The organism is Allosphingosinicella sp., from assembly GCF_046295735.1.
GTDB lineage: Bacteria > Pseudomonadota > Alphaproteobacteria > Sphingomonadales > Sphingomonadaceae > Allosphingosinicella.
Genome location: NZ_JBKBMQ010000004.1, coordinates 195,973 through 210,433 on the forward strand (window position 1 = coordinate 195,973; position 14,461 = coordinate 210,433).

Genomic DNA, 14,461 nt, shown 5'->3' on the forward strand with positions numbered 1-14,461 from the left:
AACTCCCTCTCCCTGTGGGAGAGGGTTGGGGTGAGAGTTCCGGCGTATGCGGAAACGCCCCGCTCTTTTCGCGACCGGCGGGTGACCCTCACCCAACCCTCTCCCGGGGGGAGAGGGCTTTGGGAGCAGGGCGTCAGCGGGGGGTGAGGTTGCGGACGCGGCCGGGGGTGGGGGGCGTCAGGGGGTTTCGGGCGCGGAAATAGGCTTCGAGGGCTTCGAGGTCCTGGAGGCCGGTGCCCTGTTCGGGGCCTTCGCGGAACAGGGTGAAATTGTCGCCGCCGCTGGCGAGGAAGCTGCTGATCGCCACCCGGTAGACGCGGTCGTCCTCGAGCGGGCGGCCGCCGAGCCGCGGGTCGAGGATGCGCTGGCCCTCCGGCCGGGACAGGTCGTAGCCGTAGCTGAAGCCTTCGGAGACGAGCAGCACGTTGGGCTGCTCGACGCTGTTCAGGCCGCTCGCGAACTGCTGTTCCAGGATCGCGCGAATCTGGCGGCCGGTGAAGCCCTTCACCACCAGGCCGTTGCCGAACGGCTGGGCGGCGAACAGATGGCCGAAGGTGACCTGGCCGTCGGCGGGGGCGATCTCGGCGCGCACGCCGCCCGCGTTCATGAAGGCGATCTCGGCGCCGCTTTCGCGGGCGGCGTGAAGCTGCGCGTCGGCGATCAGCATGCCGAGCACCATCTCGCCGTTCGCGTCGCGGTCGCGCGGGGCGGGGGCGGTGAGCCGGCCGACCACCTTGCGCTCGCTCTCCCGCGCCGCCTCGGCATAGCGGTCGACGATCGCCGCGACTTGCGGATCGGCGGCGAAGCGGGCGAAGGCGGGCTGCGGCGCGACCTCGCCGGCGGAGGTGGGGTAGCCGTCATTCTGGACGATGCGGTTGTCGGCGCGGCGCGAGACGACGCGGCCGGCGACCGGATCGATCGACAACGTGATGTCGGTCAGCATCGTGCCATATTGGCCGGCGCTGGTGACCAGGAAGGCGCGGGCCGGATCGACCTTCGCATAATCGCACACATAAGCGTTGTGGGTGTGGCCGGAGACGACGAGGTCGACGGCGGGGTCGAGCCGGTCGAGGATCGGCTTCAGGTCGCCTTCGACGGCGCAGCTCTTGTCAACATAGGGCGCGCTGGTGACGAGGCCCTGGTGGATGAGGACGACGATCGCGTCGGCGCCCTCGGCCTTGAGGCGGGGGACGAGCGCGTTCACCGTGTCCGCCTCGTCGGCGAAGGTGAGACCGGCCACCCCCGACGGGCTCACGACGGTCGGCGTCTCCTTCAGCGTCATGCCGACGAAGGCGACCTTCACCTCGCCGGCGCCGCTGCCGAAGCTGCGCATGCCCCAGGCGGGGAAGAGGGTGGTGCCGTCCTCGGTGAGGGTGTTGGCGGCGAGGAAGCCGAAGCGGGCGCCCTCATAGGGTTCGACCGCGCAAGGGGTGCGGCTGGTGTGCACCTCGCAGCCGCCATTCTGCATGCGCAGGATCTCGGCCCGGCCGCGGTCGAATTCGTGATTGCCGAGCGCGTTGAAATCGATGCCGATCGCGTTCATCGCATGGATGGTCGGCTCGTCGAGGAACAGGGCCGACACGAAGGGCGAGGCGCTGATCATGTCGCCCGCCGACACCACGACATGGTTGGGATTCTCGGCCTTCAGGGCCGCGACGGCGGAGGCGAAATAGGCCGCGCCGCCGGCGGGGACCCGCACCTCGCCGCCGTCGGGCAGGCGGGCCGGGATTGCCTGGCGCGGCACCGGCAAATTGCCGTGGAAATCGTTGAAGGCGATGATCTTGACCTCGACCGGCGCCACGGCGGCGGCGGCGAGAGCGGGGCGGTCGGCCCGCGGCGCGGCGCAGGCGCCGAGCGCCGCGAGGGCCGCCAGCGCGGCGAGTGACGTCCGGTTCATGCCTGTTCCCCCCTGTCCGATCAGGCCAGCTTGATCTCGCGCAGCCGCTCCAGCAGATAATCGTGCGACGTGATCGGCTCCGGATAGAGGTTCGGCCGCCCCTCCATGCATTGCGGCAGCGTCTCGATCAGGAAATCCGGCCGGAAATGGAGGAAGAAGGGCATCGAATAGCGCGAATGGCCGCGCCGTTCGGGCGGCGGGTTCACCACCCGGTGGGTGGTGGAGCGCAGCACGTTGTTGGTGAGCCGCTGCAGCATGTCGCCGATATTGACGGCGAGCTCGCCCTCCTTCGGCGTGACCGGCAGCCAGTTGCCGTCGCGGTCGAGCAGCTGCAGGCCGGCTTCCTCGGCGCCGAGCAGCAGGGTGATGGTGTTGATGTCCTCATGCGCGCCGGCGCGCACGTTGGGGCCGTTGCCGTCGGTCGGCGGGTAATGGAGGAGGCGCAGCACCGAATTGCCGTCGCGCACCGTATCGACGAAGTAATCGGGCGCGAGGCCGAGATGGCGGGCGATCGCCTCCAGGATGCGGGCGCCGGCCGTGTCGAAGGCGGCGAACAGTTCGAGGAAGGTCGCGCGGAAGCTTTCCACTTCCTCCGGCCAGACGTTGGCCGCCATCACCTCGGCGAAGGGGTGGCCTTCGGGAAGCTCGCGCCCGACATGCCAGAATTCCTTCAGGTCGTAGGCGGTCGCGCCCTTGGCGGTCTCGATCCCGAACGGCGTGTAGCCGCGCGCCCCGCCGCCGCCGGCGATATGGTAGCGGCGCTTCACCTCCTCGGGCAGGGCGAAGAAGGCCTTCGCTTTCTCCTCCGCGCGGCGGATGAGGTCGGACGGGATGCCGTGATCGGCGACGATGGCGAAGCCGTAGCGTTCGAACGATCCGCCGATCTCGCGCGCGAAGCCTTCGGGGTCCCTGTCCGATTCGGTGAGGGAGACGGAGGCGACGGTCCGCGCCTGGGTATCGATGCTGCTCATGAAACTGCCTCTACTCGCGCCGGCCGCGGCCGGGAACTAAGGGATATAACCGATCAGGCCGGGATCAGCAGCCCCGCCAGCGCCGCGCTCATCAGATTGGCGAGGCTGCCGGCGATCAGCGCCTTGATGCCGAGCCGGGCGATCACCGGCCGCTGGTTGGGCGCGAGGCCGCCGGTCACCGCCATCTGGATCGCGATCGAGCTGAAATTGGCGAAGCCGCACAAAGCGAAGGTGACGATGGCGACGCTGCGCGGGCTGAGCGTGCCGGGCGCCATCGCGCCCAAGTCGATGAAGGCGACGAATTCGTTCAGCACCATCTTGGTGCCGAACAGGCCGCCGGCGATCCCGGCTTCGTGCCAGGGAATGCCGATCAGGAACATGATCGGCTGAAAGACGTAGCCGACCAGGCGCTGGAAGCTCAGATCCTCGATCCCGAACCAGCCGCCGAGGCCGCCGAGCAGGCCGTTGAGCAGGGCGACCAGCGCCACGAAGGCGAGCACCATCGCGCCGACCGCGACGGCGAGCTTGACGCCGGTCTGCGCGCCCTGGGCGGCGGCCATGATGACGTTGGCGGGCTGCTCGCCTTCCTCGAAGGTCTCGGCGACGTCGACCCGTTCGTCCGGCTCGGCCGGGGGCACGTCGAGCGGCAGCTCGCCGGTGCCGAGCGCGGTCGGCTCGTCCGGCATGATGATCTTCGCCATCAGGATGCCGCCGGGCGCCGACATGAAGGCGGCGGCGAGCAGATAGGGAAGCGCCTCGGAGCCGAGCAAGGCGGCATAAGCGGCGAGGATGGTGCCGGCGACGCCGGCCATGCCGACGCACATGATGGTGAAGAGCTGCGAGGGCGGGAGCGCGGCGAGATAGGGGCGGACGACCAGCGGCGATTCGCTCTGGCCGACGAAGATGTTGGCGGCCGAGGCGAGCGATTCGACCCGGCTGATCCCCGTCACCCAGGCGATCGCGCCGCCGACCCAGCGCACCACCCGCTGCATGACGCCGAGGTAGTAAAGGATCGCGACCAGCGACGCGAAGAAGACGATCACCGGCAAAGCGGCGATGGCGAAGGTGTTGGCCAGCGGATTGGTCTCGGCCGGGCCGAACAGGAATTCGGTGCCGCGATTGGCGTAGGACAGGAGGTTCGACACGCCGAAGGCGAGCCCCTCGATCGCCCTTATGCCCCAGGGGGTGTAGAGGACCAGGACGGCGATGCCGGCCTGCAGCGCGAAGGCGGCGGCGACGATGCGCAGGCGAATCGCCCGCCGGTTGGCCGACAGCAGGACGGCCAGAGCGAGGATGAGGAGGATGCCGCCCACCCCCATCGCTATTCTCGTGAAATCACTCCCCACCCCAAAACTCCCGCTTACCAGACCATCTTTCTTTCGCCCGCTTGGGCGGCGGCGTCCAGCATGTCGATGGCCGCGTCGATCCCGTCGGCGACCAGCAGCTGGCCGCGCCGCGCGGGCGACATGAAGCCCGATCCCGTCACGTCGTCGAGGAAGCCGATCATCCGGTCCCAGAAGCCGTGGACGTTGAGCAGGCAGAAGGGCTTGGCATGATAGCCGAGCGCGTTCCAGGTCCAGGCCTCGAACAGCTCGTCCAGCGTGCCGATGCCGCCCGGCAGGGCGACGAAGGCGTCGGTCAGCTCCGTCATCTTCGCCTTGCGCTCGTGCATGGTGGTGACGACGTGCAGCTCGGTGAGGCCGCGATGCGCGACCTCGAGGTCGGTGAGCGCCTGCGGGATGACGCCGTGCGCCTCGCCGCCCGCTTCCAGCACCGCGTCGGCGACCACGCCCATCAGGCCGAGCCGGCCGCCGCCATAGACGAGGCCGATGCCGCGGCGCGCCATCTCGCCGCCGAGCGCGCGGGCGGTGTCGGCGAAGGCGGGATCGGCGCCCATGCTGGAGCCGCAATAGACGGCGAGACGCTTCATTGCAGATGCTCCGCGACCAGCGCCTTCAGGTCGGCCTCGGGCCGGGCGCCGAAATGGGAAATGATCTCGGCCGCCGCGACGGCGCCGATGCGCAGGCTCTGCTCGAGCGGCCGGCCTTCGGCATGGCCGCGCAGGAAGCCGGCGGCGAACAGGTCGCCGGCGCCGGTCGTGTCGACCACCGGGCCGACCCGCTCGGCGGAGACCGCCACCCGGCGCCCGCGTTCGATCGCGATCGCGCCGCGCTCGCCGCAGGTGACGACCAGCAACGGCACCTGGGCGGAGGCATCGGCCACCGCCGCGTCGAAATCGTCCCGGCCGGTCAGCGCCTTCACTTCATTCTCGTTGGCGAACAGCATGTCGACGCCGCCGCCGCCGATCAGCTCCAGGAAGCTGTCGCGGCTGCTGGCGATGCAGGCGATGTCGGACATGGTGAGCGCGACCTTGCGGCCGGCGCGGTGGGCGATCTCGATCGCCTTCTTCATCGCCGCGCGCGGGCCGGCCGGGCGCCACAGATAGGCTTCGAGATAGAGGATCGCCGCATCCTCGATCTGCTTCGGGTCCAGCGCGGCTTCGGACAAGGTGTGGGCGGCGCCGGCGAAGGTGTTCATCGTCCGCTGCGCGTCGGGCGTCACGAGGATGAGGCAGCGACCGGTGGGGATTTCGGGATCGGACGGCGGCGTCCGGAATTCGACGCCCAGCGCGCGGATGTCGTGGGCGAAGATCTCGCCCAGCTGGTCGGCGGCGACCTGGCCGACGAATCCGGCGCGGCCGCCGAGCGCGGCGAGCCCCGCCATCGTGTTGGCCGCCGATCCGCCGCTCGTCTCGCGCGCCTGGTTCATCCGGGCGTAGAGGCGCGTGGCCTCCGTCGCGTCGATGAGGCGCATTGAGCCCTTGGGCAGGCCTTCCTCGGCCAGGAAGTCGTCGTCGGCGGTCGCGATCACGTCGACGACCGCATCGCCGATTGCAAGCACGTCCAGGCGGGTGTCGGTCACGCGAAGCTTCGTTTCTTTTCCGGGAGTTCGCGCCGCTGGTAGCTGCCGCCCGCCCGCCGCGCAAGCGGGGCGTTCCCTTGGGGCGGTCGGGGCAGGTTCCGAGGCGTGGATTGCCGCGCGCCTTGCGGCGCTCGCACTACCGGGGGGCCTAGAAACTGTCCTCGTCGGGGCCCAGTTCGGGGTCGAGGTCGCGAGGGCGGAGGAGGCGGGCGATGGTGCCGGTGCCTTCGGTGACGTCGCGCCAGCTGTCGACCGGCAGGCCGATCTCGACCAGCGCGGCGGTCGGATATTTGACGGCGATCTCGGCCCGCGCCTCGCCGCCCTCGCGCGAGAGCAGCAGGGCGAGCGTCTCCAGCCCCGGATTGTGGCCGACGATCAGCAGCCGCTCGGCGGTCTCGTCCGCCTCGTGGATGATGTCGATCAGCGTGGCGGCGGAGGCGAGATAGGCGCGTTCGTCGTAATACGGCCGGATCGGCGCGCCATAGCCTTCGGACAGGTCCGCCAGCGTCTCCACCACCCGCACCGCGGGCGAGGCCACCACCTGGTCGAAGCGCAGGCCCAGCGCCCGCATCTTCGCGCCCACCGTCCGCGCCGCGCGGCGGCCGCGGCCGTTCAGCGGCCGGTCGAAGTCCCGCTCCACCGGGTCGTCCCAGCCCGATTTCGCGTGCCTCAAGAGCGTCAGAATCTTCATAGCCCGTCCTGCATCGCCGGCGCCTCCAGCGCGCCATGCCCGAAAGCGTCGGCGCTTGAAAGCCGCTCGCGCACCCGCGCCGTCGCTTCGGCGAGCGGAACCCGCGACACCCGCACGCCGGGCGGGAAGGCGGCGAGCAGGCGGGTCGGCGTCGCGGCCGACAGCAAGACGAACATGCCCCGGTCGGACGCGCGGCGGATCAGGCGCCCGAACGCCTGAGCGAGCCGCGCCCGCACCACCCGGTCGTCATAGGCCGATCCGCCCTGCGCCGCCCGCCGCGCGGCGTGGAGCACGGTCGGCCGCGGCCAGGGCACGCCTTCCATCACCACCAGCCGCAGCGAATGGCCGGGCACGTCGACGCCGTCGCGCAGCGCGTCGGTGCCGAGCAGCGAGGCGCGCGGATTGTCGCGGAAGATGTCGACCAGGGTGCCGGTGTCGATCGGATCGACATGCTGGGCGTAGAGCGGAAGGCCGGCGCGGGCGAGCCGGTCGGCGATGCGGGCATGGACCGCCTTCAGCCGCTGGATGGCGGTGAACAGGCCCAGCGTGCCGCCGCCGGCCGCCTCGATCAGCCGCGAATAGGCGCCGGCGAGCTGCGCCGTGTCGCCGCGCTTCACGTCGGTGACGATCAGCACCTCGCTGCGCCGCGCATAATCGAACGGGCTGTCGGCGCTGAAATGGAGCGCCGGCGCATCGAGATGGGCGGCGCCGGTGCGCGCTTCCGCCCCCGCCCAGTCCTCGGCCCCGCGCAAAGTGGCGGAGGTGACGACGACGCCGTGCGCCGGCTTCAGCACCGTCTCGGCGAGCGGGCGGGTGGGGTCCAGCCAGCGGCGGTGGAGGCCGATATCATATTCGCGCCCGTCGACCCGCTCCACCGCCAGCCAGTCGACGAAGTCGGGATCGGCCGGGCCGCCGATCCGCGCCGCGAGCGCGGTCCAGGACTGGAGCGTCTGCACGCGCCAGCCGAGGCCGCCGATCGCGCCCTCGATCCGCGCCCGCGCCTGGGCGTCGAGCCAGTCGGGCGCGTCTTCCATCACCGCCTCGAGCCGGCGGCCGAGCGCGACCAGCGGCTTGGCGAGCAGCTCCAGCGCCTCCACCGCCGGCGCGGCGGCGTCGACCAGCGCGCCGTCGGGCTCGGCGAGCTCGGTCTCGAGGCCGTAGCCGGCATCCTGCGCGTCGGCGCGGGCGTAGACGGTGCCCCGCACCGCCGCGAGCAGCTTCTCGACGGGGCCGAACGGCAGGCCCTCGGCGATCCGGCCCAGCCAGCCGTCGCCGGGCAGCGCGTGCGCCGCCTGCACCGCCATGTCGAGCGCCAGCGCGCCCGCCTCGTCATAGGAGGCGACGTCGCTCAGCCGCGCGGCGAGGCCGCGGCGGCGCCCACGCGACTTGCCTTCCGGGCCGATCAGCCAGCGGCGCAGCTCGATCGCCTCCTGGCCGGTCAGCGCCGCGGCGAAGGTCGAATCGGCCGCGTCGAACAGATGATGGCCCTCGTCGAACACGATCCGCCCCGGCGGCTGGCCGCCGTCGCGGGCGCGGGCGGCGTTCACCATCACCAGCGCATGGTTGGCGATGACGATGTCGGCCTCCTGGCTCGCCCGCGTCGACCGCTCGATGAAGCATTTGCGGTAGTGCGGGCAGCCGGCATAGACGCACTCGCCGCGCCGGTCGGTGAGCGCGGTCGATCCCGCCCGGCGGAACAGGGTGGTGAGCCAGCCCGGCAGGTCGCCGCCCACCATGTCGCCGTCCCTGGTATAAGCGGCCCAGCGGGCGACCAGCTGCGCCAGGATCGCGGCCCGCCCGGCGAAGCCGCCCTGCAGCGCGTCTTCCAGGTTCAGCAGGCAGAGATAGTTTTCCCGGCCCTTGCGCACGACCACCTTGGCCTTGCGCTCGGCCGCGTCGGGGAACAGCCGCATGCCCTCGCGGTCGAGCTGGCGCTGCAGCGCCTTGGTATAGGTGGACACCCAGACGGCCCCGCCCGCTTTCTCCGCCCACAGCGAGGCGGGGGCGAGATAACCGAGCGTCTTGCCGATCCCGGTCCCGGCCTCGGCGAGCAGCAGGTTCGGCCGCCCCTCGGCCTTGCGCGGGGCGAAGGCGGCGGCGGCGGCGCGGGCATAATCGCGCTGCCCCTGGCGAAGCTCGGCGTCGCCGCCGACCAGCCGCGCCAGCCGCTCGGCCGTCTCCGCCTCGCCGATCCGCAGCGGGCGGGGCGGGGGGCGGCCGCCGCTCTCCTCCCATTCCGGCAGGCGCGAGAACAGCCAGCGTTCGTCCCGCTCCGGCCGCCGCAGCCGCTCGCCGACGGTCGCGCCCCACGGCCAGCGCAGCCGCCACAGCGCCTGCGCCGACGCCCAGGCGCCCTCGCGTTCCGGCCAGTCCTCCTCCAGCGTCGCCAGCAGGGCCGCCGCGGCTTCGCGCAGGAACGGCGCGGCTTCCGCGTCGCCCGCCGGCGCGGCGAGGCCCAGCGCCTGCGCCAGCCCCTTGGGCGTCGGCACCGCGAAGCGGGCGGGATGGACGAAGGCGAACAGCTCCAGCAGATCGAGCCCCGACAGGTCCGGATAGCCGAGTCGCTGGCCGACGAGCGGCGCGTTCAGCATGATCATCGGCGTTTCGGCCGCCCGCGCGATCGCCGCGCCCCGGCCCAGGCTCTCCACCCGCCCGTCGCCATGCGCGATCCAGATCCCGCCATGGGTGGCGTGAAGCGCGGGAAAAGGCGGCGGCGGACGCATGGCGCCTTCTAGCCCCAACCGGAACGAACCGGCAACGGCCGAAGGGGATCTGGATGCGCCGGGATGTTCCCCTCCCTGGAAGGGGGGTTAGGGGTGGGTGGGTCTCCGCCCGCGGGGCTTCTCCGGAGACGCACCCACCCCCGGCCCCTCCCTGCGTGCAGGGAGGGGAGGGGGGGAAGGAAAGGGCACGGCGAGGGACCCTTCTTCCACCCCTCTTCACCACTCGTCGCACCGCCGAAAATCGATGAACGGAAGATTTACGGTCTTGCATCCGGACTCGGTTCGGGCACAATGGATAGTGGCGCTGCCAAGGGGGTGACGCTAGAGCTTGTAGGCGCCAGCCGCGATCACCATATGATCGCGGAGTGGCCGCTGCTGTCCTGTGGATATCGGGGACAAGCCCAAATAAGCGCCCCGCTCCCCTGGCTTATGCCCTAGGATGGGCTATTGGCCCACTGGAACGAACATAGAACAGGGGATATGAGATGGACCTCTCAGGCAGCAGCGAAGTGGGAGCCGGCGACGTGACCACCCTCACCGACGCGCCCAAGGCGAAGCCCGCTCGCGCGGACGCCGACTCGAAGTCGGTGAAGCCGCTCGCTTACACGCTAGAGGTCGACCACGGCCGCGATTCGCTGCTCACCGAATTCGGCAAGGACACGCTGCGCGACCGCTATCTGCTGCCGGGCGAGAGCTATCAGGACCTGTTCGTGCGAGTCGCCTCGGCCTATGCCGACGACGCCGCCCACGCCCAGCGGCTCTACGACTATATCTCCAAGCTGTGGTTCATGCCGGCGACGCCGGTCCTGTCGAACGGCGGCACCGGCCGCGGCCTTCCGATCAGCTGCTACCTCAACTCGGTGTCGGACAGCCTCGACGGCATCGTCAACACCTGGAACGAGAATGTGTGGCTGGCCGCGCGCGGCGGCGGCATCGGCACCTATTGGGGCAATGTCCGCGGCATCGGCGAGCCGGTCGGCCTCAACGGCAAGACCAGCGGCATCATCCCGTTCGTGCGCGTCATGGACTCGCTGACGCTGGCGATCAGCCAGGGCTCGCTCCGCCGCGGCTCGGCCGCCTGCTATCTCGACATCTCGCACCCGGAGATCGAGGAGTTCCTCGAGATCCGCAAGCCTTCGGGCGACTTCAACCGCAAGGCCTTGAACCTCCATCACGGCGTGCTCGTCACCGATGCCTTCATGGAATGCGTGCGCGAGGGCGGCGAATGGACGCTGCGCAGCCCCAAGGACGGGTCGGAGCGCGCCAAGGTCGACGCCCGCGCCCTGTTCCAGAAGCTGGTCGAGACCCGGCTCGCGACCGGCGAGCCCTACATCATCTTCATCGACCATGTGAACGAGGCGATGCCCAAGCATCAGCGCGACGTCGGCCTCAAGGTCACCACGTCCAACCTGTGCTCGGAAATCACGCTGCCCACCGGCCGCGACCAGCACGGCCAGGACCGCACCGCCGTCTGCTGCCTCTCCAGCCTCAATCTCGAGACCTGGGACGAATGGAACGGCGACAAGATGTTCATCGAGGACGTGATGCGCTTCCTCGACAACGTCCTCACCGACTATATCGACCGCGCGCCGGACGAGATGGCCCGCGCCAAGTACAGCGCGATGCGCGAGCGTTCGGTGGGCCTCGGCGTCATGGGCTTCCACTCCTTCCTGCAGGCGCGCGGCCTCGCCTTCGAAGGGGCGATGGCGAAGAGCTGGAACCTCAAGATCTTCCGCCACATCCGCGCCCAGGTCGACCAGGCCTCGATGATGCTCGCCAAGGAGCGCGGCCCCTGCCCGGACGCCGCCGATCAGGGCGTGATGGAGCGCTTCTCCTGCAAGATGGCGATCGCGCCGACCGCCAGCATCTCGATCATCGCCGGCGGCACCTCCGCCTGCATCGAGCCCATTCCGGCCAACGTCTACACCCACAAGACGCTGTCCGGCTCCTTCTCGATCCGCAACCCGCATCTCGAAAAGCTGCTCGTCGCCAAGTCGAAGAATTCGGACGCGGTATGGAATTCGATCCTGGAGAAAGGCGGCTCGGTCCAGCATCTCGATTTCCTCACGAGCGAGGAAAAGGACACGTTCAAGACCAGCTTCGAGATCGACCAGCGCTGGCTGCTCGAGCTCGCCGCCGACCGCACGCCCTATATCGACCAGGCCCAGTCGCTCAATCTGTTCATCCCGGCCGACGTCGACAAATGGGACCTCTTGATGCTCCACTTCCGCGCCTGGGAGCTCGGCATCAAGAGTCTCTATTATCTGCGCTCCAAGTCCGTCCAGCGCGCCGGCTTCGCCGGCGGCGTGGAAGCCGACAACACGCCGGACCTGAAGCAGATCGAGCTGGCGGCGACGACGGATTACGACGAATGCCTGGCGTGCCAGTAATTGAGCCTCTCTCCCCTTGCGGGAGAGAGGTTGGAGAGAGGGGCGGCCGGCGTCTGCCGGCCAGGAGACTCCCTCCTTCAGCCGAGCGGCCGCAGCGGCGTCGAGCCGCTCCGTTCGCTGCCCCCTCTCCCCCTGCCCTCTCCCGCAAGGGGAGAGGGAGGGTCGGACAAACCTCCGGTTTGGAGTTAATCTGATGCCCCTTCTCGAAGCCCGCAAGCAGTACAAGCCGTTCGAATATCCCTGGGCGTTCGAATATTGGAAGCGCCAGCAGCAGATCCACTGGATGCCCGAGGAAGTGCCCCTCGGCGAGGATTGCCGCGACTGGGCGCAGAAGCTGACCGACCACGAGCGCTCGCTGCTGACGCAGATCTTCCGCTTCTTCACCCAGGCCGACGTCGAGGTGCAGGATTGCTACCACGACAAATATGGCCGCGTGTTCAAGCCGACCGAGATCAAGATGATGCTGACCGCCTTCTCCAACATGGAGACGGTCCACATCGCCGCCTACAGCCACCTGCTCGACACGATCGGCATGCCCGAGAGCGAGTACAGCGCCTTCCTCCAGTATAAGGAGATGAAGGACAAGCACGATTATCTCGCCACCTTCGGCGTCGACACGGACGAGGACATCGCCAAGACGCTCGCCATGTTCGGCGGCTTCACCGAGGGGCTGCAGCTCTTCGCCAGCTTCGCCATGCTGATGAACTTCCCGCGCTTCAACAAGATGAAGGGCATGGGCCAGATCGTCAGCTGGTCGGTGCGCGACGAGAGCCTGCATTGCGAAGGCATCATCCGCCTGTTCCACGCCTTCGTGAAGGAACGCGACTGCATGACGAAGGCGGTGCGCGAGGAGATCATGGACGTCTGCCAGAAGACCGTCCGGCTCGAGGACGCCTTCATCGATCTCGCCTTCGAAATGGGCCCGGTCCCCGGCATGACGCCCAAGGAGATCAAGAAGTATATCCGCTACATCGCCGACTGGCGCCTGGGCCAGCTCGGTTTCCAGCCGATCTACATGATCGACGAACACCCGCTCCCCTGGCTCGCCCCGCTCCTCAACGGCGTCGAGCACGCCAACTTCTTCGAAACCCGCGCGACCGAATATTCCAAGGCCGCGACCAAGGGCAATTGGAACGAGGTGTGGGACAATTTCGACCGCAGGCAAAAGGCGAAGGTGGCCAACGACACGCCGGAAGGCGAGGGCGAGGGGGACATGTTCACGCAGGCTGGCGTGGCGGCCGAATGAGGGACCTGGAACGAAGTCTGGGACAGCGTAGTCGTCCGGGGGACGACGCAGCCGACCGCAGGCAGAAGGCGAAGGTGGCCAACGACGCGCCGGAAGGCGAGGGCGACATGTTCACGCGGGCGGGGGTTGCCGCCGAATAATCTAGAAAAGCCCTCCCCTTCAGGGGAGGGGTTGGGGTGGGGGAGGTCCGGGTAGATGCCCAGCGTCGGTTCTTCCGCAATGCATCGCATCGAATATGACGCCGGTTCGGCCCGACTGGACATCTGGTTCAACGGCACCGGCCGGTACACCTATTACGGCGTACCTGCCCACATCTATGCCGGGCTGCTCGCGGCCGGCTCCAGGGGCAGGTACTTCAACGACAACATCCGGGACCGTTACGGCTGATGCCCGTCGTTTTCCGCTGGAACGGCTATCGCTTCCACTTCTACTCGGACGAGGGTGATCCGTGCGAGCCGGTGCACATCCACGTCCGCAAGGGCAGGGACAATGCCAAGTTCTGGCTGTATCCGGAGGTGACCGTCGCCTATAATCGCGGCTTCTCCTCTCGCGAGCAAAGTGAGCTCGCCCGCGTGGTGGAGCAGCATCGTGAGGAAATAGAGAGGGTCTGGAATGACCATTTCGCCTGAACCGGTTTCGGTCCGCTTCGACGAGTACAGCTTCTGGGTGGAGCTGGAAGACGGCCGCACGCTCGGCGTTCCCCTCGCCTGGTTCCCCCGCCTCCTCCACGGCACCCCCGCCCAGCGCGAAGCCGTCGAACTCAGCCGCGCCGGCCTCCACTGGGAAGAGCTGGACGAGGACATCTCGATCGCCGGCCTCCTCGCCGGGAGAGGGGACCAGACGCGGGCGCGGACGAAGGCGGCGTGATTGAATTGGACCGAGGCCTGAGACAGCGCAGCCATGCGAGGGCGAAGCAGCCGACCGGAGGAATTGTCGCCAAAGCGGCGATCGATGCCAAAGGCTTCGCGAGCGACGAGATGTTCAGCCAAGCGGGCGTGGCGGCGAAATAGGTAACGAGCATGTGAATGGCCATATTCCCACCCGAGGTTCGCCTTTCGAAAGCAGATCAAGAATTACTTAGACTGCTGGCGAGAGTGGTGGTCGGGGAGTCCGCCTCGAGACGTGCGAATTTCAGGCAAGGAGATGTCCCTCTCTCATATAGTGAGTCTCGACTCTTGCTTGAGCTACTGGAGGCGTTTGTATCCTCCCGAAAGTTCGTCGAAGGAGCCTACTTCGTTGAGCAACTAGCACAAGGCGATCAACGGCCAGACAGCCGACTCCGCGAGATTTTCCTGTCTTGGCGCGCGCGGCACGGTCGGACCCGAGCGCTGTCTTCTACTCACTGGCGCGAGTTTTTAAACCGCTTGGGCTTGGAGCGATTTTCAGGCGGCTACCTAAGCGGAAGCACACATATCCAAGCTCGGGAAATGACCATTGAACACTTTCTAAAGATGGAACATGCCCTGCTTGCAGCGTCAGACTTAAGCCCTCGAGTTCGATCGCTAGGCCTCGTGGACAAAGGGTAGCCAGAGTTTGACGGAGGCGATGGTGACGAAGCCCAGATATGACTCTCGCGTCTTGTCGTAGCGGGTGGCAATGCGCCGCCAGTTCTTGAGTTTGT

Annotated in this window: 12 protein-coding genes; 5 read left to right on the forward strand and 7 right to left on the reverse strand. The window is 68.6% G+C overall.

What is annotated here, in order from left to right:
• Window positions 1-133: 133 nt before the first annotated feature.
• From ACK4K7_RS05720 to ACK4K7_RS05750, 7 genes are all read right to left on the reverse strand, one after another.
• Complete coding sequence (locus ACK4K7_RS05720; protein ID WP_431864267.1) at window positions 134-1,897, reverse strand: bifunctional metallophosphatase/5'-nucleotidase; 1,764 nt, start codon at window positions 1,895-1,897, stop codon at window positions 134-136.
• Between the two features lie 20 nt (window positions 1,898-1,917).
• The gene (locus ACK4K7_RS05725; protein ID WP_431864268.1) at window positions 1,918-2,868 is read right to left on the reverse strand and encodes an isopenicillin N synthase family dioxygenase; all 951 of its coding nucleotides are present in this window, start codon (window positions 2,866-2,868) and stop codon (window positions 1,918-1,920) included.
• A gap of 53 nt (window positions 2,869-2,921) precedes the next feature.
• Entirely contained in the window at window positions 2,922-4,187 is a 1,266-nt protein-coding gene (locus ACK4K7_RS05730) for a NupC/NupG family nucleoside CNT transporter (protein WP_431864280.1), read from the reverse strand.
• 41 nt (window positions 4,188-4,228) lie between these two features.
• On the reverse strand, window positions 4,229-4,798 hold the full coding sequence (locus ACK4K7_RS05735; RefSeq protein ID WP_431864269.1) for a TIGR00730 family Rossman fold protein: 570 nt from the start codon (window positions 4,796-4,798) through the stop codon (window positions 4,229-4,231).
• Window positions 4,795-5,790, reverse strand: coding sequence for an adenosine kinase (locus ACK4K7_RS05740; protein ID WP_431864270.1), 996 nt, complete (start codon window positions 5,788-5,790; stop codon window positions 4,795-4,797). The genes ACK4K7_RS05735 and ACK4K7_RS05740 overlap by 4 nt, the downstream gene beginning before the upstream one ends.
• A 148-nt stretch (window positions 5,791-5,938) precedes the next feature.
• Window positions 5,939-6,481 (reverse strand): SixA phosphatase family protein, encoded by a 543-nt coding sequence (locus ACK4K7_RS05745; protein WP_431864271.1) that lies wholly within the window; start codon window positions 6,479-6,481, stop codon window positions 5,939-5,941.
• Window positions 6,478-9,204, reverse strand: coding sequence for an ATP-dependent DNA helicase (locus ACK4K7_RS05750; RefSeq protein ID WP_431864272.1), 2,727 nt, complete (start codon window positions 9,202-9,204; stop codon window positions 6,478-6,480). The genes ACK4K7_RS05745 and ACK4K7_RS05750 overlap by 4 nt, the downstream gene beginning before the upstream one ends.
• A 485-nt stretch (window positions 9,205-9,689) precedes the next feature.
• On the opposite strand from ACK4K7_RS05750, the gene ACK4K7_RS05755 reads away from it, so the two are divergent.
• The 5 genes from ACK4K7_RS05755 to ACK4K7_RS05775 all read left to right on the forward strand — a co-directional run bounded on the left by ACK4K7_RS05755 (window position 9,690) and on the right by ACK4K7_RS05775 (window position 13,707).
• On the forward strand, window positions 9,690-11,594 hold the full coding sequence (locus tag ACK4K7_RS05755) for a ribonucleoside-diphosphate reductase subunit alpha (RefSeq protein ID WP_431864273.1): 1,905 nt from the start codon (window positions 9,690-9,692) through the stop codon (window positions 11,592-11,594).
• Between the two features lie 193 nt (window positions 11,595-11,787).
• Complete coding sequence (locus tag ACK4K7_RS05760) at window positions 11,788-12,840, forward strand: ribonucleotide-diphosphate reductase subunit beta (protein WP_431864274.1); 1,053 nt, start codon at window positions 11,788-11,790, stop codon at window positions 12,838-12,840.
• A gap of 219 nt (window positions 12,841-13,059) precedes the next feature.
• Complete coding sequence (locus ACK4K7_RS05765; protein WP_431864275.1) at window positions 13,060-13,227, forward strand: KTSC domain-containing protein; 168 nt, start codon at window positions 13,060-13,062, stop codon at window positions 13,225-13,227.
• On the forward strand, window positions 13,227-13,469 hold the full coding sequence (locus ACK4K7_RS05770) for a DUF4160 domain-containing protein (protein ID WP_431864276.1): 243 nt from the start codon (window positions 13,227-13,229) through the stop codon (window positions 13,467-13,469). Before ACK4K7_RS05765 ends, ACK4K7_RS05770 begins: the two co-directional genes overlap by 1 nt.
• The gene (locus tag ACK4K7_RS05775; protein ID WP_431864277.1) at window positions 13,453-13,707 is read left to right on the forward strand and encodes a DUF2442 domain-containing protein; all 255 of its coding nucleotides are present in this window, start codon (window positions 13,453-13,455) and stop codon (window positions 13,705-13,707) included. Before ACK4K7_RS05770 ends, ACK4K7_RS05775 begins: the two co-directional genes overlap by 17 nt.
• The last annotated feature ends 754 nt before the right edge of the window (window positions 13,708-14,461 follow it).

What these genes read in the sequence shown, in the direction of transcription:
- ACK4K7_RS05720 (WP_431864267.1), bottom strand. Translation starts at nt 1,897, where the DNA reads ATGAACCGGACGTCACTCGCCGCGCTGGCGGCCCTCGCGGCGCTCGGC.
- ACK4K7_RS05755 (WP_431864273.1), top strand. Translation starts at nt 9,690, where the DNA reads ATGGACCTCTCAGGCAGCAGCGAAGTGGGAGCCGGCGACGTGACCACC.
- ACK4K7_RS05745 (WP_431864271.1), bottom strand. Translation starts at nt 6,481, where the DNA reads ATGAAGATTCTGACGCTCTTGAGGCACGCGAAATCGGGCTGGGACGAC.
- ACK4K7_RS05750 (WP_431864272.1), bottom strand. Translation starts at nt 9,204, where the DNA reads ATGCGTCCGCCGCCGCCTTTTCCCGCGCTTCACGCCACCCATGGCGGG.
- ACK4K7_RS05770 (WP_431864276.1), top strand. Translation starts at nt 13,227, where the DNA reads ATGCCCGTCGTTTTCCGCTGGAACGGCTATCGCTTCCACTTCTACTCG.
- ACK4K7_RS05725 (WP_431864268.1), bottom strand. Translation starts at nt 2,868, where the DNA reads ATGAGCAGCATCGATACCCAGGCGCGGACCGTCGCCTCCGTCTCCCTC.
- ACK4K7_RS05735 (WP_431864269.1), bottom strand. Translation starts at nt 4,798, where the DNA reads ATGAAGCGTCTCGCCGTCTATTGCGGCTCCAGCATGGGCGCCGATCCC.
- ACK4K7_RS05730 (WP_431864280.1), bottom strand. Translation starts at nt 4,187, where the DNA reads ATGGGGGTGGGCGGCATCCTCCTCATCCTCGCTCTGGCCGTCCTGCTG.
- ACK4K7_RS05760 (WP_431864274.1), top strand. Translation starts at nt 11,788, where the DNA reads ATGCCCCTTCTCGAAGCCCGCAAGCAGTACAAGCCGTTCGAATATCCC.
- ACK4K7_RS05765 (WP_431864275.1), top strand. Translation starts at nt 13,060, where the DNA reads ATGCATCGCATCGAATATGACGCCGGTTCGGCCCGACTGGACATCTGG.
- ACK4K7_RS05775 (WP_431864277.1), top strand. Translation starts at nt 13,453, where the DNA reads ATGACCATTTCGCCTGAACCGGTTTCGGTCCGCTTCGACGAGTACAGC.